This is a genomic window from Desulfovibrio sp. Huiquan2017 (assembly GCF_017351175.1).
Classification (GTDB): domain Bacteria; phylum Desulfobacterota; class Desulfovibrionia; order Desulfovibrionales; family Desulfovibrionaceae; genus Pseudodesulfovibrio.
On record NZ_JAFMPN010000010.1, the window covers coordinates 77,760 to 95,010 of the forward strand.

A 17,251-nucleotide genomic window follows, 5' to 3' on the forward strand; every position below is an offset into this window, starting at 1 on the left:
TCCTTTCCCCTTCGCGCCGCGTCACGCGCTCCCTCCCCTCCTCCCTCCCGCCAAACGGGAGAAAACGGGGCCGGGGGACCGGAAAAAGCGGGAAGCAAAGCCCGTCTTCAAGAGGGCGGCGTTCCTTCCCCGGTCGCCGAAGGCCCTCCTAAATCAAGTCTTTCCCCGTGGTTGTCAAGGCGAGGTTGCCGTGTTTGACGCCCTTGGTGGAAATGAGTTTCTGGCCGAGTTCCTTGATGACCTCGGCATCGCCCTTGAGGATGATGACCTCCAGGCAGTTGAAGTGGTCCAGGTGGACGTGCAGCGAAGACTGGATGACGTGGTGCGCCTCATGCTGAATCTCGGTCAATTTCTGGGACAACCCGGACTTGTGGTGATCGTAGACCAGGGTCAGGGTCCCGGCCAGGTCGCCTTCGGCCTGTTCCCATTCGCGCTGGACCAGGGTGTTGCGGATGAGGTCACGGATAGCTTCGGAGCGGGTCTGATAGCTGCGCTCCTCGCAATGCTGATCGAATTTTTCAAGTAGGTCGGAGTCAAGAGACACGCCGAATCGAATGGTCTTGCCCATAGTGTCCTCCATTATCGGGGAATGGTGATTTCCCACAAGTTTACCGTGGCGTCCTGGCCGCACAGGGCGACCTTCTCCACGGTCAATTTCTCGGTTGCGAACCCCTCGGCCTCAAGCCGCTCCCAGACGGGCCGGGACACGGTGCGCACGGGCTCGCCGATCCAGATGCGTCCGCCCGGCGCGAGCGCGTGACGGAAGAGCCGGATCAGCGGATCGAAGAACCGCTTTTCATAAAGCACGTCTCCGCCCCAGATAAAATCGAAAGCGCCGGGCCTGACGGCGGGATGCCGCCAATCCATGAGCAGCCAGAGGGGCTGGGGCACGTTGTTGAGCGCCGCGTTGCGCCTGGCGAAGCGCACGGCGGGCCACTCGTAGTCGAAGGCCGCCACCCGCGCGCCGACGGAGGCCGCAATTATGCCGGTCAGACCGAGCCCGCAGCCGATGTCCAGGCAAGTCCGGCCACTCAAACGGTCCGCGTTGCGCAGGATGTGCCGTCCCAACAATACGCTGGCGGGCCAAACCTCGGCCCAGTAAGGCAGCCGCTCGTCCTCGTCCAGATCGCCCTCGTCCATGGCGTCCCAGAGCGCCTCCATGTCGGCGGCGCGGTCGAGCAGCCAAACGCGGCCGCCCACCGCCACCTCCACGCGGGAGCCGGGGTCGGGCTCGCCGAAGCGGCCCACAAGGGGGGATATGAACGAGGCATCACTCATACGCAGCGACGAGGATACCCCTGCTTCGTAACATGGTCAACCGCCATCGTAATACCTTTTATGCCGCTCATATAAAATAAGTATGACGTTACAAGATACGAGCTCTTGCTCAATCACCCGAAAACATGGGGCTATTTTGAACCGCGACAAACCGGGTTCGTCAGCTTTTTGGCGAAAAGGAACGTCCGTCGGTGATTAAGTGATCAAACCATGAAAGTGTCATTATTTTTACTGTTTTCAACAGTATCATCCCATGGTAAAGACAAGCGATCACAAACTTGAAAACCCCCTTTTCCAAGCTAAGGAGAGAGATATGATTCCCGAAGATCTGTTGTATGCAAAAACCCACGAGTGGGTCATGGTCGAGGGCGACATCGCCACCGTGGGCATCACCCAGTTCGCCCAGGAGCAGCTGGGTGACCTGACCTTCGTGGAGCTGCCCGAGGTGGGCGACACCTTCGAGGCGGGCGCGGAGATGGGTTCCGTCGAATCCGTCAAGGCCGCCAGCGAAATCTACGCCCCGGTCAGCGGCGAGGTCATCGAGGTCAACGCCGAGCTCGAAGACGCGCCGGAAAAGGTCAACGAAGAACCCTATGGCGCGGGCTGGATGCTCAAGTTCCGGATCAAGGGCGACCCCGAGGGGTTGCTGGACGCCGAGGGATACGCCGCTGTGGTCGAATCCGAGGCCCACTAGCTTTGACGCCGACGGGGCCGGGGCGCAGGTCTCGGCCCTTTTCTTTTTTCTCCTATTAACCGAGCAGGTTTCATCATGCCGTTTGTACCGCATACCGAAGACGAAGTGCGCGAGATGCTCGCCACCATCGGCGTGGATTCCGTGGAGGATCTCTTTGCCGAGATCACCCCGGACATGCGCCCCAAGAGTTTCGACCTCCCCGAGGGGCTGAGCGAGATGGAGGTCCTCTCCAAGCTGGAGGGCCTGGCCGCCAAGAACGCCATCAACAGCGTCAGCTTTCTGGGCGCGGGTTTCTACGACCACTATATCCCGGCCGCCGTGGACGCCCTGACCATGCGCGGCGAGTTCTACACCGCCTACACCCCCTACCAGCCCGAGGCGTCTCAAGGCACCCTGCAGGCCATCTTCGAGTACCAGACCGCCGTGACCCGGCTGCTGGGCATGGAGTGCGCCAACGCCTCGGTCTACGACGGCGGCACCGCCCTGTACGAGGCGCTGATGATGGCCGTGCGCAAGACCAAACGGCGCAAGATCGTGGTCTCCGAGGCCCTCAACCCCATCTATCGGGTCATGCTCGGTTCCTACACCTCCAACCTGGATGTCGAGTTCGTCACCGTGCCCCACAAGGACGGCATGACCGACATCGAAGGGCTCAAGGCGGCGCTCGACGACTCCATCGCCGCCGTACTGGTGCAGAACCCGAACTTCTTCGGCTCCATCAACGATTTCACTGAACTGTTCGCCGCCGCAAAAGCGGTCAAGGCCGTGTCCGTCGTGTCCGCCTACCCGGTGCTCCAGGCCCTGCTCAAGACGCCCGGGGCCATGGGCGCGGACGTCGCCGTAGCCGAAGGGCAGTCCCTGGGGCTGCCGCTCTCCTTCGGCGGGCCGTACCTGGGAATCATGACCTGCACCAAGCCCATGGTCCGCCAGATGCCCGGCCGCATCGTGGGCCGGACCACGGACACCGAGGGCCGCACGGGCTACGTGCTCACCCTTCAGGCCCGCGAGCAGCACATCCGCCGCCAAAAGGCCACGTCCAACATCTGCTCCAACCAGTCCCTGTGCGCCTTGCGCGCGCTGGTCCACCTGTGCGCCCTGGGCGAGCTCGGCCTCAAGCGCGCGGCGCGGGTATCGGTCGAACGCGCCCACATCTGCGCGGAAAAGCTGACCGCCGTTCCCGGTGTGTCCCTGCTCACCAAGGGGGCCTTCGGCAACGAATTCGCCGTAACCCTGCCCGTCAACGCCTTCGAGGTCATCGCCAAGCTGACCGAGCGCGGCTATGTGCCGGGCTTCCCGCTGGGACGGTATTTCGAGGGGCTGGAAAACGGCCTGTTGGTGGCCTGCACGGAAAAGACCAGTGAAGAACAGATCGGCATATTCGCCGAGATGCTGCGAGGTGCGCTGAAATGAAAACCATATTCCAAAAATCCGTAGCCGGACGCGAGGGCTGCTGGCCCTGCGAAGGCATAGCCGAAGAGGCCTACATTCCCAAGGAACTGCTGCGCGACGGCGAAGTCGGACTGCCTTCTGCCTCCGAGCTCGACGTGGTCCGCCACTTCACCCGGCTCTCCCAGCGCAACTACGGCGTGGACGGGAACTTCTACCCGCTCGGGTCGTGCACCATGAAGTACAACCCCAAATTCACCGAGGTGGTCGCGGCCATGCCCGGCTTCACCCGGCTGCACCCGGTCCTGCCCCAGCTTCGCGGCGCGGGCGGGCTGTGCCAGGGCGCGCTTGAGGTCATGTATGAGACCGAGGCCCTGCTCTCGGAGATCACCGGCATGGCCGCCTTCACCCTGCACCCCATGGCCGGGGCGCACGGCGAGTTGACCGGGACCATGCTCATGGCCGCCTACCACAAGGATCGCGGCAACAAGAAAACCAAGGTCATCGTGCCCGATTCGGCCCACGGCACCAACCCGGCGTCGGCCGCCATCGCGGGCTTCGACGTGGTTTCCGTGGAGTCGAAGGACGGCATCGTGGACCCGGCCGCCCTGGCCGAGGTTCTGGACGACGAGGTGGCGGGCATGATGATGACCTGCCCCAACACGCTCGGCCTGTTCGAGAAGAACCTGCCCGAGATTGTCAGGATGCTGCGCAAGGTGGACGCCCTGCTTTACTATGACGGGGCCAACTTGAACGCCATCATGGGCAAGATGCGCGTGGGCGACGTGGGCTTCGACATCGTCCACCTCAATCTGCACAAAACCTTCGCCACCCCGCACGGCGGCGGCGGCCCGGGCTCCGGCCCGGTGGGCGTCAGCGAAAAAGTCGCGCCTTTCCTGCCCATCTCCCGCGTGGCCAAGCGCGAGGACGGCCGCTACTTCCTGGATTACGACCAGCCCAAGTCCATCGGCTACGTGGCCCCGTTCTACGGCAACTTCGGTGTGTACCTGAAGGCCTACGCCTACATCCTGCGCCTGGGCGGCAAGGGGTTGACCCGAGCCACCGAAAACGCGGTCCTGGCCGCCAACTACATGCGCAAGCGGTTGTGCGACCACTTCGAGGTCCCCTACAATCGCATCTGCATGCATGAATTCGTGGCCTCGGCTTCGGAACAGGCCAAGAAGGGCGTGCATGCGCTCGACTTTGCCAAGGGGCTGCTCGACAAGGGATACCACGCGCCCACGGTCTACTTCCCGCTCATCGTGCCCGAGGCGATCATGATCGAGCCCACCGAGACCGAGAACAAGGAAACCCTGGATCAATTCTGCGACGACCTCATCGAATTGGCCGGACTGGTGGACACCCACCCCGAAATCCTGACCTCGGCGCCGGTCACCCTGCCCGTAACCAGACTGGACGAAACCAAGGCCGCCCGCGCCATGGAGTTGACGGATGACCTTTGATCTCGTGGTGATAGGAGCAGGCCCCGGCGGATTCGACGCGGCCGTGGAAGCGGCCGGACTCGGCTTGTCCGTAGCCCTGGTGGAAAAGGACTTCCTGGGCGGCACCTGTCTGAACCGGGGGTGCATCCCGACCAAACTCTGGCTGGGGGCGACCTCGGCCATCGAGGAGCTGCACAACCAGGCCCGCATGAAGGTCGCCTCGGGCGAGGTGACTGTGGACTTCGCCGGGTTGCAGAACCGGGTGCAGAAGCACCTGGCGGGCACCCGCAAGGCCATGGGCCTACAACTCAAGAAGCTCGGCGTGGAACTCGTCGAAGGAACGGGCCGACTGTCCGGCGACCACCAGGTGACGGTGGCCGCGGCCGACGGCGAACGAATCCTCGACTACAAAAAGCTCGTGGTCGCCACCGGATCCCGGCCCATCTTCTTCCCCGGCCTGGAACCGGACGGGCAATGCGTGCTCGACTCCGACATGTTCTTGTCCATGGAAACCATGCCCGAATCCATGATCGTGGTCGGCGCGGGCTTCATCGGCCTGGAAATGGCCCAGGTAGCCCACCGCTTCGGCTGCAAGATCACCGTAGTGGACGCAATGGACCGCGTGGCCCCGCTGGAGGACCCCGAAGTATCCCGGGCCTTGGCGGGCGTGTTCAAGCGTTGGAAATGGGACATCCGCCTGGAAGAGCGCGTGGCCGGGGTCCTGACCAGGGACGGCCGCGCCGAACTGACCTTCCAGTCCGGCGACAAGCTGTTCGCGGACAAGGCCCTGGTGGCCGTGGGGCGCGGTCCCGTAACCCAGTCCATCGGCCTGGAGGCGGCGGGCATCGAGCTGTTCCTCAACCAGATCAAGGTGGACGACTACCTCATGGCCGCTCCGGACATCTACGCCATCGGCGACGCCAACGGACACATCCAACTGGCCCACGCGGCCTCGCACCAGGCCCATTACGTGGCTCTGCACGCGGCCGGGAAAACCGACGGTCCCTACGTCTGCCCCCCGGTACCGAGCGTACTCTACGGCGCGCCCGAAGCCATGCGCGTGGGCATGATGGAAAACGAGGCCTTCCTGACCGACTACGACACCACCGAGACCTCCGTGGCCCAGCTCGCCGCCAATCCCATGGCCCAGGCCCACGCAGCCACCCAGGGGTTCGTCAAGGTGGTCTGGTCCGGAGGCCAGGTGGTCGGCGTCACCGCCGTGGGGCACGACGTCTCCCGCCTGGTCACCCCGGCGGCCATGATTGTGAGCCAAGGCTGGACGGCCGACGATGTCCGCTCCATCATCTTCCCGCACCCGTCCCTGGACGAGTCCCTGCTCATGGCCCTCACGGCCGAAAGGAGAAAAGTGCAATGATCCTGGATGTTCTCGACAACGCCGATCGCTATACGGCCCTCAATCCCCGCTTCCCCGCCGCCTTCGCCTTCCTGCGCAGGCCGGATCTGGCCGACCTTCCCGTCGGCCGAATCGACCTTGAGGACGGCCTGTACGCGGTGGTGGCCAAGGGACCGGGCCGCAATCCCGAGGACGCGCTCATCGAGACCCATGACCACTACATCGACCTGGCCTACGTCATCTCCGGCACGGACTCCATCGGCTGGAAGGCGCGGCGCGACCTCGGACCGGCCGTGGAGGCGTCCGACCCGCGTTCCGACGTAACCTTCTACGCGGACCGACCCACCCACTGGGCCGACGTTGCGCCCGGCATGATCGCCGCCTACTTCCCCGAAGACGCGCACATGCCCATGATCTCGGACAGCGAGATCCACAAGATCATCATGAAAGTCCGCGTCTAGGCGCGGACCTTTTTGCCTCCGGCGGCTGGGGGAAGGGGAAGGAAAACCCTTTGAAAAGGGCTTTTCCTTCCCCTTCCCCCAGGCCCCCATCCCCATCCTTTCCTAAACTTTTTGTGCCGCTTCGCGGGATGTGAACGCCTGGGTTCGGGGTATCCGAATGGGGAACGCGAAAATTGCGGCCGATCCGTCGCATGGAAAAACCCGGTGGACCGCAATGGTCCGCCGGGCTTTTTCGTCATTCCGCCGTGGGCGCGGTGCAAGGTTCGCAGCCGCCAACGACGGCCAGGGCGTGAAAACGGATGCCCAGTCATATCCCGGGGCCATGTGGCCGCCCCGGACCGGCCGAGAGGTTAATGCAGGGCGCGCCCCTCGGGCTCCAGGGCGAAGAAGCCCCCTTCCTGGTGCGGCACCTCCAGGGCCAGCAGCCCCTCCTTGGACAGGTCCGGGCCGACCCACAGGTTGCCGGACAGCCGGAAACCCCGGGCGATGCGTTTGGCGTGGTCCAGGGCGATGGACACCTGCTGGAGGTAGAGGTCCTTGGGGAAGATGAACTCGGCCTCGTGTTCCCAGTCGGGCCGAGGCTCGTCCGGTGGCCAGGAGATGGGATTCGTCAGCCGCCAGACGACCGTATCCGGAGTGTGGGCAACCATGACCCCGTCATCGATGCCCTGGCAGGCCGGATTGCCGCAGTCGCAGGTATAGATGAAGAACTCGCCGGACATGGTCGCCGAGGTGACCAGGTCCACGGGATCGACGTACACGCCGACCTCGTGCAGGTATTGTCCGTCCACGGACAGGTTGAAGTCGATGTAGCCGTCCTCGGGATATTTCTCGTCCAGGGACAGGGTCACGGAAATACGGATGTCGTTCATTGCGGTCAGTTCCTCGAAATGCGATTGCCCGGCCTGGCCGACCGGTGCCCGGAAGCTAGCACAAAGGACGGCGGGCCTCAACGGCAATGACGCCCCGGCCAGGGCTTAGGACGCCTTGCGTCCCTGGTCCTCGGCAATCTCCGCCTTGACTGTGGCCGAATTGTAGGCCGCGTCGATGGCCAGCTCGGTCAGGGTGCCCACCAGCCTCGGCTCCCGGCCGGTCGAGAGCACCGGCAATTGGGACACGCCCCGGTCCGTGATCAGATCCAGAGCATCCTGCAAGGTATCGTCCGTGGTCACGGTCACCGGGTTGCGCGTGGCCAGGTCGTGGGCGATAAGCAGGTCGCCCAACCCGTCCTCGTTGAGCACGGCCCGCAGGTCCCGGAAGGAGATGATCCCGGTCAGCCGGTCCTCCTCGTCCACCACATGCAGATAGGGCGCGTTCTGGGTCTTGAAGGTCCAGATGATGCTCGTCAGGCTCATGGTCTGAGGAATGGTCACGAAATCGCGCACCATGACCTCCTTGACCAGCATGTGGGAGAGCAGGTGCCGCTCCCGGCCCGCCTCGATGTCGATACCGCGCCGCAGGAGCTTGGTGGTGTATATGGAGGCCCGCTGGATGGTCGAGTTCATGACCGTGGCCGTGATGCAGGTCAGCATGAGCGGGAGGATGATGGAGTAGTCCGAGGTCATTTCGAAAATGATCAGAATGGCGGTAATGGGCGCATAGGTGGTGCCCGCCACCAGGCCGCCCATGGCCACCAGGGCATAGGCTCCGGGCGTGGCCGTATAGGCGGGCAGCAGCCAGTGGACCACATGGCCGAAGGCTCCGCCGACCATGCAGCCCATAAACAGGCTCGGCGCGAAGATACCACCCGAACCGCCCGAGCCGAGAGTCACGCTGGAGGCCGCTATCTTGACGAAAACGAGCACGAACATGAGCAAAAACGGGGTCTGGTTGACCAAGGCCGCGTTCATGGCGCCGTACCCGACGCCGAAGACCTGCGGCCAGACCGCGAAGATACCGCCCAGCACCGCGCCGCCCATGGCGGGTTTGCTCCACTCCGGGACGGGCAATGCGTCGAAACGGTCCTCCAGCCAGTACAGGGAATTGGTGAAGGCCAGGGCCACCAGCCCCGTGATCACGCCGAGCACCGGATAGAAAAGGTATTCCCACAGGGAGACGATGGAATAGGCCGGGATGTCGAAATGCGGGAAGTCGCCGAAATAGTAGCGGGAAATGGCTGTGGCCATGACAGAGGACAGGACCACGGGCGAAAACTGCATGACCCCGAAGTCGCCGATGATGATTTCGAGCGCGAAGAGCACTCCCGCTATGGGCGCGTTGAAGGTGGCGGCGATGCCCGCCGCGGCCCCGCAACCGACCATGGTCTTCATATGCACCCGGGGAATCTTGAATATCTGGCCCACGGAAGAACCGATGGACGCGCCGATCTGGACCATGGGCCCTTCGCGGCCCACGGAACCGCCCGAGCCGATAGTCACGGCCGAGGCGAAAATCTTGGCGGCGGCCACCCGTTTGCGGATGCGCCCGCCCCGAAGCGCGATGGCCTGCATGACCTCGGGCACGCCGTGTCCCTTGGCCTCGGACGCAAAAAAGCTGACCACCAGTCCGACCACCAGCCCGCCCAGGACGGGCATGGCGATCTTCATCCACAGCGGCACGGCATCGGCGAAGGTCAGCCAGTCGCCGGTGTTCCGGTAGAAGACCCACTGCATGTACTTGAGGATCAACTTGAACAGGACCGCCCCATAACCGGCCAATCCACCGATGATGATGGCCAGAAACAGGAATCGGATGTTGGGTCGTCTGAGCTTGAGAAAGAGCGGTTCACTTCGGTCGGCCATTGAATCTCCAGATCGCTCCGCGGGGTGCGGTGTTGACAACGCAGGACCGGGCCTGTTTTCCTTGGCTTGGATACTAACCCCACTTCCCGCCCAAGCGCAACGAATTGACCGGAAAACTTGAGCGCAACCGGGAAAAAGGGTAAGCAAAGCCTCCCCAACGTACTCAATCCCCTTCACGGAGAATCGACATGGCGAAATACGACATCACCCCCCTGACCCCGACCCCCGAATTCGACATGATGTACTTCATGGAAGTCGCGGGCGAAACCCGCATCGAAGGCGACATCCTCGAAGAATTCGAGACCTTCTGGGACAAGTGGTCCGCCGAGAGCCTCAAGGCCTATGAACTGAAAAACACCGAAGGCGACGGCAAGTTCGTGCTCATCTTCCTGGATCAGGCCGCCGAGGACACCGTGGAGGGCATCTGGCAGGATTCCCCCACCCACGGGCTGCTCTTCCACGCCCTGGCCATCACCATGGTCATGAGCTCGGCCCAAGGGTTCGTGCCCGAACTGCAGCAGGGCAAATGCGCGCCCCTGCCCCGGCCTGGCCAGGGCATCCTCGACGCCTTCGAGACCCTCGGCCTGACCTGGAACGAGGAAGGCTCGGTCAACCGCAAGTACGCGGTCCTGACCCCCTACCCCTACACCGGCGGCTGCGAGGTCTGCCACCTCAGCGCCAACTGTCCCAAAAGCACGGTAAGGAACTGACGCCATGAGCTTCACGGTCAAGGACGTACTCTCCATCCAGGTCGCCCCGGCGCTCGGCTGCACCGAGCCCGTGGCCATCGCCCTGGGCGCGGCCGCCGCCGTGTCCCTGCTCCCGGACAAACGGTTCGAGTCCCTCGAAGTGGCCGTGGACCCCAACGTCTACAAAAACGGCCTGGCTGTTTCCATCCCCGGTGCGGGCGGACTGTCCGGCCTGGACACCGCCGCGGCCCTGGGCGCGGCGGGCGGCGATCCGTCCCTGCGACTGGAAGTGCTCCAAACCGTGACCGACGAGGACGTCAAGACCGCGAAAAAAGCCCTGGCCGAAGGCCGGGTGGACGTCGCCCTGATCAGGGACCACCAGGGATTGCTCATCCGCTCCAAAGCCGTGTCCGGCGGCATGGTCGCCGAATCGGTCATCGAAGGGTTGCACGACAACATCGTTTCCCTAACCCTGAACGGAAAGCCCGTGGAAAGCCCGCTCATCCGCACCCGGCCCGACGGCGCGCCCTCCCCGGTGGCCGCCATGGAGGCATGGCTCAAGACCCTGACGCTCAACGAGCTCATGGCCCTGACCGACGAACTGGACGCGGACGACTACGCCTTTCTCAAGGAGGGCGTGGACGTAAATATGCGCCTGGCCGAACAGGGCCTCAAGTACGGCCTCGGCCTGGGCGTGGGCAAGACTCTGGAACGGCTCTGCCGCCAAGGCCTCATCAAGAAGGACATGATGCTCGCCGCGCGCATCCTGGCTTCGGCCGCCGCCGACGCGCGCATGTCCGGCGCATCCCTGCCCGCCATGTCCTCGGCCGGGTCCGGCAACCACGGCCTGACCGCCATCCTGCCCATCTGGGCGGTCAAGGACTACGTGGAGGGCGTGCAGACCAAGGACGTGCTCGAAGCCGTGGCCCTCTCTCACATCGTCACTGCCTTCGTCAAAGCGCACACCGGCCGCCTGTCCGCCATCTGCGGCTGCTCCGTGGCCGCCGGGGCCGGGGCCACGGCAGGTATCACCTTCCTGCTCGGCGGCGACGCCCACCACATCGCCGGGGCCATCAAGAACCTTCTGGAAGACCTGGCCGGAATCATCTGCGACGGCGCCAAAACCGGCTGCGCCCTCAAGCTGGCCACGGCGGCGGGCACCGCGGTCCAGGCCGCCCTCTTCTCCCTCCAGGGCGTCAACGTCCACCATACCGACGGCATCGTCGGCCTGTCCTCCGAGGACACCATGCGCAACATCGGCACCCTGGCCGTGGACGGCATGATCCAGACCGACCAGACCATCCTTCAAATCATGCTGGATAAACGGTTCTCGGACATCTAGCGGCTTCCGATAACGGCGGACTGGGCCGCCGAGGTGCTGCGCTCCCAATCGTTCCCCAAAGGGAAAAGCCCTTGGTCCACTCATGGTCCAAGGGCTTTCGCATGCGCGCACGCCTCGCGGAACGGAAACAAAAAATTCAGGAGGGATAAAAAAATGGGCGGCCCGTGGGCATCAGAAATACGCCAGCCCCTGGGGCGGGGTTTTGTCTTCGAAAAGCGCTTCGACGCGGTCGCGGTCGGCAGCGGAAATCTTGAGATCCGAGACGTTGAGGATGGTGCCGAACCCGCCATAGGTCTTGACGGCGCGGTCGATGAAGTCGGCATCCACAAAAGCGCCGGTCAGGGTGACGGCGCGGGCTCCCCAACTGACGGTCAGGGCAAGGCGCGGATCGCGCTCCGGATGTCGGGTGATGAGATTGCCGGTCCTGACCAAGGTTTCCAGGACCTGATCCGGAAACATGCCGCCCAACCGGCCGAGGGTTTCGAGAAAGCCGGGCATGACCGCCAGATAATAATATTGGTCGATCTTGCAGGCCACGGACCGTCCCGGCATATTCAGCAGCCAAGGCTCGTCCGCAAAGGCCCTGCCCAGAGCCCGTTGCAGGTGGTTCACGCTCGCCGTGTAGTCCGCCAACGCCATGTCGCCCTCCCCGGTTGAAAGGATGCGCCACGAAAAACGCCCCGCAAGGCGGGGCGTTCGGCTATGCTAGTTCAGACGCTTTTCAAATTGCTTGAGGTAGTCGGCCTTGAGGATGCCGTTGACCTCGCCCTCGATGCGTTCTATCGCCGCCGGGTCGTCGATCTTGGCCGACAGGGCTTCGAGCTTCGCGGGGATGATCCGCTCGCAGTAATCGCTGCGGGCGTAAGTGTCCAGGTTGACGTGGGTCTGGCGGCTGACCACGTAGCAGGCCACGACCTTGGCCGCGTAGTAGTTCTTGTAGGCCGTCTTGTTGTCGGCGGCCCCTTCCGCGCATTTCCCCTTGAGGAAATAAGCGTAGGCCAGATCCACGGCGCTGTCGGGCTGGGCAATGGTGTTGTCCAGATAGACTTGGGCCCCGGCGCAATCGCCCTGTTTGAGCATGGCGAAGCCCTGATCGAGGTCATTTTTCTGTGCGCCGCAGGCGGCAAGCAAGGAAACCATGGCCGTCATGGCCGCAACAAGTAGAAATCGTTTCATGTCGGATATCCTCTCGGAAAAAGCATCTCTCTCGGTTTATTGAATTATCTAGCCCAACATCGGGCCGAAGTCTACCCTCTTAGATGGAAATGACCAGGGGAACGACCACCGGGTCGCGGCCAAGCACCTTGCGGAAAAACCGGCGCAGGGCCGAGCGGATGCGCTCCTTGAGCTTGGCCGTGTCGCCGGGCGCGATATTCTCGTGCACGTCCAGGACGATACACTTGGCGTCGTCGAGCAAGTGCATGTATTGCTGCTCGAAGACGAATCCCTTGCTCATGATGTCCGGGCCCATGGAGATCTCGCCCGAGGCCTCGTCCACCACCAGAACCACGATGACCATGCCCTCGCCCGCCAGGAGCTGACGCTCCTTGAGCACGCTTTGTCCCACGTCGCCCACGCCCTTGCCGTCCACCAGGATCTTGTCCGCCGCAATGCGCGGCAACAGTTCCATGGAGCCGTCCGCATGAAAGGTCACGGGCTGGCCGTTCTCCATCACCAAGGCCTTGTTCTCGTCCACGCCGCAGTCGATGGCCAGCCGCCGGTGCTTGACCAGGTGGCGGTATTCGCCGTGCACCGGGATGAAATATTCGGGCCGCACGGTCTGGAGCATGAGGGTCAGTTCGCCCGCGTGGGCATGGCCCGAGGCGTGGATGCCGTGCATCTTCTCGTACAGGACCTCGGCCCCGAGGCGATAGAGATTGTTGATGACCCGGTTGATGGCCTTGACGTTGCCGGGGATGAACCGCGAGGAGAGGATGAACAGGTCGTCGGGCCGCACGGACAACTGCCGATGCTCGCCCATGGCGATGCGCGACAGGGCCGCCAACGGTTCGCCCTGGCTGCCGGTAACCAACAGAACCAATTGGGAATCGCCGTACTCGTCCAGGGAATCCAGCTCCACGAATGTGCCTTTGGGCACTTTAAGATGCCCCAGTTCCCGGGCCAGTTCGATGTTGCGGTGCAGGGACTTGCCGGACACGGCCACCTTGCGGCCCTCGGCGTCGGCTAGGTCGAATATCTCCTGGATGCGCTGGATGTGGCTGGAAAACAGGGAGACCAGGATGCGCCCCTTGGCCGTGTTGAAAATCTCGCGCAGGGAGACCTTGATCTCCCGCTCGGTCAGGGCGAACCCCTCGTTGCCGATATTGGTGGAATCCGAAAGCATGAGGCGCACGCCCTCATCCGAGAACTTGCGGAACGCGCCCAGGTCCGTGGCGTGGCCGCCCAACGGATTGCGGTCGATCTTGAAGTCGCCGGTATGCACCACCCGGCCTGCCGGGGTCTCGATGCCCAGGCCGAACCCCTCGATGATGGAATGGCAGACCGGGAAAAAATTGAAGCGGAAATCACCGAGCAGGAGACGGTCGTAGGGGCGCACGGGGCGCAGATCGGCCCAACGGTCCAGGTCGTGCTCCCTGAGCTTGCTCTCGACCAGCCCCAGGGTGAACTCCGAGCCGTAGACCGGCACGTCCACGTTCTGCAACAACCAGGGCAGCGCGCCTATATGGTCCTCGTGACCGTGGGTCAGGACAATGCCGTTGAGGCGGCTCTTGTTGCGCAGAACGTAATCGAAGCAAGGAATGACCACATCCACGCCGAAGTGGTAGTCCTCCGGGAACATGAGCCCGCAGTCCACCATGACCAGGGATTTCTCGGTCCGGTAGAGCATGCAGTTCATGCCGATCTCGCCGAGCCCGCCCAGCGGATAAATGGTGAAGGACGTTTCGGCCATCGCGCCTATCCCTCCGCCAGCAGTTCCTGATAGGCCTTGTTCATCATGGCGTACAGGTCTTCCTTGAAGCGCTCGCGCTCCTTGAGGGTGTATTGGGACGGGTCTATGATCGGCAGCGCCTTGAACCGGACCACGGGCCGGTTGTCGATGAAAAACTGGCCCTTGCCCATGACCCGCCCGGTGTTGGTCATGACGAACGGCACCACGGGCAGGCCCGCCTTGAGCGCCAGGACCATGGCCCCGATCTTGAATTCCATGAGTTCACTCAGATGCGTGTTGCGCGTGCCCTCCGGGAAGATGACCGGAGAGATGCCGCCCTGGGCGACCGCCACGGCATCGTTCAAGGACTGCATGGCCGCCCGCCGGTTGTCCCGGTCGATGCAGATGTGGCCAGCATGTCCGAGCGCCTTGCCGTACAGCGGGATATCGAACAGGGATTTCTTGGCCACGAACCGGATGCGGTTGCCCGCAAGCACCTTGAACAGGACAGGAATATCCAGATTGGACTGATGGTTCCCGATGAACACGTAGTGCCCATCGGGGGCCGCCTCACCCATATCCGCCTCGATGCGGATACCGGACAGCTTCACGGCGGCCGCGCCCCAGGCCAGTCCCCAGCGGTCATATTCCTCGGGAGTCGCCGTCTCCGGGTCCACCTTGAGCATCTTGAGAGAGTACCAAATGGTCACCGGCACGAGCAGAATGATAAAAAACAATCGTCGAAACATGATCCGTCCTTGTTCAGCAAACTCTCCCGTAACTAAACCAAAACACAGCAGCAAACAAGAAAAGAAACGACTTGCGCGAATGCGCCGGACCGGGAAGGGACGAAAAAGGGGCGGCCGCGAAACGGCCGCCCCTTGCTGGGGACATTTGATGTGGTGCTATTCGCCGTCGTTCTTCTTGTGCGCGGCAATGACCTTTTCGGTTTCCTGAGGCGGGCATTCCTCGTAGGAGGCGAATTCCATGAAGAAGGTGCCCTGGCCGCCGGTCATGGAGTTGAGGTCCGGGGCGTAGCGGAGCATCTCGGCCATGGGCACGTTGGCCTTGACCTCGGTGATGCCCGCCTGAGAATCGGAACCGAGCACTTTGCCGCGCCGCGACGACAGATCGCCGATGACGTCGCCCATGAAGGCGTCGGGCACGGCCACGGTGACGAGCATGATCGGTTCCAGCAGGGCCATCTTGGCCTTTTCACAGGCCTTTTTGAAGGCCAGCGAACCGGCCACCTTGAAGGCCATTTCCGAAGAGTCCACGTTGTGGTAGCTGCCGTCGTACAGGGTCACCTGGAAGTCGATAACCGGGAACCCGGCGAGCACGCCGCGCGCGGCGGTCTCCTGGACGCCCTTGTCCACGGCCGGGATGAACTGGCGCGGGATGGAACCGCCGACGATCTGATCGACGAACTCGTATCCCTCGCCGGACGCCCGGGGAGCTACGTGGATCCAGCAGTCGCCGAACTGGCCGCGCCCGCCGGACTGTTTCTTGTGGCGGCCCTGGATTTCGCGGGCGCCGGTCTTGAAGGTCTCGCGGTACGGAACCTTGGGAGTCTTGAGCACGATGGCGGTCTTGTAGCGGCGCTTGGCCTTCTCGACCGAGATTTCAATGTGGTTCTGGCCCATGCCCGAAAGCAGGATATCACCGGACTCCTCATCGCGGCCAAGCGTCAGGGTGATGTCTTCGTCGAGCAGTTTGGCCACGGCGGCATAGACCTTGTCCTCCTCGCCCTTGACCTCGGGGGCCAGGGCGAAGGTGATCAATTGCGGAGCCAGTTCGGGCTTGACCAGCTTGAACTGGCCCTTCTCCACCAAGGTGTCGCCGGTGCGGGTGTTCTTGAGTTTGGCCAGGGTGACGATGGCGCCCGGGCCCATGGGGGTCTTGATCGGGGCCTGTTCCTTGCCGTTCATGACCAGAAGCTGGCCCACGCGCTCCTTCTCGCCGTTGCCGGTATTGAGCAATTGGGAGTCAGGGGAAAGCTGGCCCGCCAGGACGCGGACCACGGTGAGCTGGCCCGCAAAAGGGTCGGCCTGGGTCTTGAACACGAAGCAGGCCAGGGGTTCGTCCGGAGAGCTGGCCAGCTCGGACCCGTCCTCGCCCTGCCACGGCTTGTGGTCCAGAGGACCGGGCAGCAGATTCTGCACGGTGTCGAGGATCATCTGACCGCCCTGGCAATTGAGGGCGGCGGAAACCACCACCGGAACCAATTCGCCGGAGGCCACGCCCGACTGAAGGCCCTTGGTGATGTCTTCGGGAGAAAGTTCGCCTTCCTCGAAGTATTTTTCCATGAGCTCCTCATCGCTTTCGGCGATGTTCTCGATCATGGTCTCGCGCAGGGTCTCGACCTCGTCGGCGATGTCGCCGGGGACCTCGCCCTCGGTGACCGCGCCGTCCTCGCCGAACAGGAGCGCCTTGCCGGACATCATGTCCACTACGCCCTTGAAATTTTCTTTGGAACCGATGGGATAATACAACAGGACCGGGCGGGCGCCCAGGGCTTCGGAAATGCCGTGGAAGGCCATGTCGAAGTCGGCCCGGTCACGATCCATCTTGTTGATGACGATCATGGCGGGAAGGCCCATGTCCTGGACCAGGGCCCAGACCTTGCGGGTCAGCGGCTTGACGCCATCCACGGCGTCGATGACCATGACCACGCCATCCGCGGCGGTGAGGGAGTAGGAGAGATCACCTGCGAAATTGGAATCGCCGGGAGTGTCGATGAGAAAATGGTCGTTCTTGTTCCACTTGTAGCTGGCGAAACCGGGCTGGACCGAACCGCGACGCTTGATTTCCTCGGGCTCGAAGTCGAGGACGGTGCTCCCCTCTTCGACTTTGCCGAGGCGGTTTACAACTCCCGAGTTGAAAAGCAGCATCTCGGCGACGGTGGTTTTGCCGCTACCGCCGTGACCGACGAGTGCATACGTTCTTTGGGTCTTGAGGTCAGGCATACTTCACT

Annotated in this window: 16 protein-coding genes; 7 read left to right on the forward strand and 9 right to left on the reverse strand. The window is 63.2% G+C overall.

All coding sequences use genetic code 11. The features are described 5' to 3' along the window. Positions 1–148 precede the first annotated feature (148 nt). Both nikR and J0909_RS09915 read right to left on the reverse strand, forming a co-directional pair. Positions 149–568 (reverse strand): nickel-responsive transcriptional regulator NikR, encoded by a 420-nt coding sequence (nikR, locus tag J0909_RS09910; protein WP_207262484.1) that lies wholly within the window; start codon positions 566–568, stop codon positions 149–151. Positions 569–579: 11 nt separating this feature from the next. Then, a complete protein-coding gene (locus tag J0909_RS09915; RefSeq protein WP_207262486.1) occupies positions 580–1,278 on the reverse strand; it encodes a class I SAM-dependent methyltransferase in 699 nt (232 codons plus the stop codon). A 313-nt stretch (positions 1,279–1,591) separates the two neighbouring features. Between J0909_RS09915 and gcvH the strand changes: the two genes are divergently transcribed. The 5 genes from gcvH to J0909_RS09940 all read left to right on the forward strand — a co-directional run bounded on the left by gcvH (position 1,592) and on the right by J0909_RS09940 (position 6,615). Continuing rightward, positions 1,592–1,972 (forward strand): glycine cleavage system protein GcvH, encoded by a 381-nt coding sequence (gene gcvH / locus J0909_RS09920; protein ID WP_207262488.1) that lies wholly within the window; start codon positions 1,592–1,594, stop codon positions 1,970–1,972. Positions 1,973–2,047: 75 nt separating this feature from the next. Then, positions 2,048–3,382 (forward strand): aminomethyl-transferring glycine dehydrogenase subunit GcvPA, encoded by a 1,335-nt coding sequence (gcvPA, locus tag J0909_RS09925; protein ID WP_207262490.1) that lies wholly within the window; start codon positions 2,048–2,050, stop codon positions 3,380–3,382. Beyond that, complete coding sequence (gene gcvPB, locus J0909_RS09930; RefSeq protein WP_207262492.1) at positions 3,379–4,821, forward strand: aminomethyl-transferring glycine dehydrogenase subunit GcvPB; 1,443 nt, start codon at positions 3,379–3,381, stop codon at positions 4,819–4,821. Before gcvPA ends, gcvPB begins: the two co-directional genes overlap by 4 nt. Further along, entirely contained in the window at positions 4,811–6,175 is a 1,365-nt protein-coding gene (locus tag J0909_RS09935; protein WP_207262493.1) for a dihydrolipoyl dehydrogenase family protein, read from the forward strand. Before gcvPB ends, J0909_RS09935 begins: the two co-directional genes overlap by 11 nt. Continuing rightward, positions 6,172–6,615: a NanQ anomerase/TabA/YiaL family protein gene (locus tag J0909_RS09940; RefSeq protein ID WP_207262494.1), complete on the forward strand. Its 444-nt coding sequence runs from the start codon at positions 6,172–6,174 to the stop codon at positions 6,613–6,615. The genes J0909_RS09935 and J0909_RS09940 overlap by 4 nt, the downstream gene beginning before the upstream one ends. 350 nt (positions 6,616–6,965) lie before the next feature. Here J0909_RS09940 and J0909_RS09945 read toward each other — a convergent pair whose 3' ends face one another. Both J0909_RS09945 and J0909_RS09950 read right to left on the reverse strand, forming a co-directional pair. Then, the gene (locus J0909_RS09945) at positions 6,966–7,487 is read right to left on the reverse strand and encodes a hypothetical protein (protein ID WP_207262495.1); all 522 of its coding nucleotides are present in this window, start codon (positions 7,485–7,487) and stop codon (positions 6,966–6,968) included. 105 nt (positions 7,488–7,592) lie between these two features. Beyond that, the gene (locus tag J0909_RS09950; RefSeq protein WP_207262496.1) at positions 7,593–9,356 is read right to left on the reverse strand and encodes a chloride channel protein; all 1,764 of its coding nucleotides are present in this window, start codon (positions 9,354–9,356) and stop codon (positions 7,593–7,595) included. 188 nt (positions 9,357–9,544) lie between these two features. On the opposite strand from J0909_RS09950, the gene J0909_RS09955 reads away from it, so the two are divergent. Both J0909_RS09955 and J0909_RS09960 read left to right on the forward strand, forming a co-directional pair. Then, positions 9,545–10,066 carry a hypothetical protein gene (locus J0909_RS09955; protein WP_207262497.1) on the forward strand — a complete coding sequence of 174 codons (522 nt, stop codon included), beginning with the start codon at positions 9,545–9,547 and terminating at the stop codon, positions 10,064–10,066. A gap of 4 nt (positions 10,067–10,070) precedes the next feature. Further along, positions 10,071–11,387 (forward strand): L-cysteine desulfidase family protein, encoded by a 1,317-nt coding sequence (locus tag J0909_RS09960; RefSeq protein ID WP_207262498.1) that lies wholly within the window; start codon positions 10,071–10,073, stop codon positions 11,385–11,387. Between the two features lie 171 nt (positions 11,388–11,558). On the opposite strand, the gene J0909_RS09965 is transcribed toward J0909_RS09960, so the two are convergent. From J0909_RS09965 to J0909_RS09985, 5 genes are all read right to left on the reverse strand, one after another. Then, on the reverse strand, positions 11,559–12,026 hold the full coding sequence (locus J0909_RS09965) for a hypothetical protein (protein ID WP_207262499.1): 468 nt from the start codon (positions 12,024–12,026) through the stop codon (positions 11,559–11,561). A gap of 66 nt (positions 12,027–12,092) precedes the next feature. After that, complete coding sequence (locus J0909_RS09970; RefSeq protein WP_207262501.1) at positions 12,093–12,563, reverse strand: outer membrane protein assembly factor BamD; 471 nt, start codon at positions 12,561–12,563, stop codon at positions 12,093–12,095. A 79-nt stretch (positions 12,564–12,642) separates the two neighbouring features. Continuing rightward, positions 12,643–14,298: a ribonuclease J gene (locus tag J0909_RS09975; protein ID WP_207262503.1), complete on the reverse strand. Its 1,656-nt coding sequence runs from the start codon at positions 14,296–14,298 to the stop codon at positions 12,643–12,645. Positions 14,299–14,303: 5 nt separating this feature from the next. After that, positions 14,304–15,026 carry a lysophospholipid acyltransferase family protein gene (locus J0909_RS09980; protein WP_207262505.1) on the reverse strand — a complete coding sequence of 241 codons (723 nt, stop codon included), beginning with the start codon at positions 15,024–15,026 and terminating at the stop codon, positions 14,304–14,306. 156 nt (positions 15,027–15,182) lie between these two features. Then, positions 15,183–17,243, reverse strand: a complete 2,061-nt coding sequence (locus J0909_RS09985) for an elongation factor G (RefSeq protein WP_207262507.1) — start codon at positions 17,241–17,243, stop codon at positions 15,183–15,185. Between the last annotated feature and the right edge of the window lie 8 nt (positions 17,244–17,251).

What these genes read in the sequence shown, in the direction of transcription:
- gcvH (WP_207262488.1), top strand. Translation starts at nt 1,592, where the DNA reads ATGATTCCCGAAGATCTGTTGTATGCAAAAACCCACGAGTGGGTCATG.
- J0909_RS09935 (WP_207262493.1), top strand. Translation starts at nt 4,811, where the DNA reads ATGACCTTTGATCTCGTGGTGATAGGAGCAGGCCCCGGCGGATTCGAC.
- J0909_RS09915 (WP_207262486.1), bottom strand. Translation starts at nt 1,278, where the DNA reads ATGAGTGATGCCTCGTTCATATCCCCCCTTGTGGGCCGCTTCGGCGAG.
- J0909_RS09955 (WP_207262497.1), top strand. Translation starts at nt 9,545, where the DNA reads ATGGCGAAATACGACATCACCCCCCTGACCCCGACCCCCGAATTCGAC.
- J0909_RS09985 (WP_207262507.1), bottom strand. Translation starts at nt 17,243, where the DNA reads ATGCCTGACCTCAAGACCCAAAGAACGTATGCACTCGTCGGTCACGGC.
- J0909_RS09945 (WP_207262495.1), bottom strand. Translation starts at nt 7,487, where the DNA reads ATGAACGACATCCGTATTTCCGTGACCCTGTCCCTGGACGAGAAATAT.
- J0909_RS09970 (WP_207262501.1), bottom strand. Translation starts at nt 12,563, where the DNA reads ATGAAACGATTTCTACTTGTTGCGGCCATGACGGCCATGGTTTCCTTG.
- J0909_RS09940 (WP_207262494.1), top strand. Translation starts at nt 6,172, where the DNA reads ATGATCCTGGATGTTCTCGACAACGCCGATCGCTATACGGCCCTCAAT.
- J0909_RS09980 (WP_207262505.1), bottom strand. Translation starts at nt 15,026, where the DNA reads ATGTTTCGACGATTGTTTTTTATCATTCTGCTCGTGCCGGTGACCATT.
- gcvPB (WP_207262492.1), top strand. Translation starts at nt 3,379, where the DNA reads ATGAAAACCATATTCCAAAAATCCGTAGCCGGACGCGAGGGCTGCTGG.
- gcvPA (WP_207262490.1), top strand. Translation starts at nt 2,048, where the DNA reads ATGCCGTTTGTACCGCATACCGAAGACGAAGTGCGCGAGATGCTCGCC.
- J0909_RS09960 (WP_207262498.1), top strand. Translation starts at nt 10,071, where the DNA reads ATGAGCTTCACGGTCAAGGACGTACTCTCCATCCAGGTCGCCCCGGCG.
- nikR (WP_207262484.1), bottom strand. Translation starts at nt 568, where the DNA reads ATGGGCAAGACCATTCGATTCGGCGTGTCTCTTGACTCCGACCTACTT.
- J0909_RS09975 (WP_207262503.1), bottom strand. Translation starts at nt 14,298, where the DNA reads ATGGCCGAAACGTCCTTCACCATTTATCCGCTGGGCGGGCTCGGCGAG.
- J0909_RS09950 (WP_207262496.1), bottom strand. Translation starts at nt 9,356, where the DNA reads ATGGCCGACCGAAGTGAACCGCTCTTTCTCAAGCTCAGACGACCCAAC.
- J0909_RS09965 (WP_207262499.1), bottom strand. Translation starts at nt 12,026, where the DNA reads ATGGCGTTGGCGGACTACACGGCGAGCGTGAACCACCTGCAACGGGCT.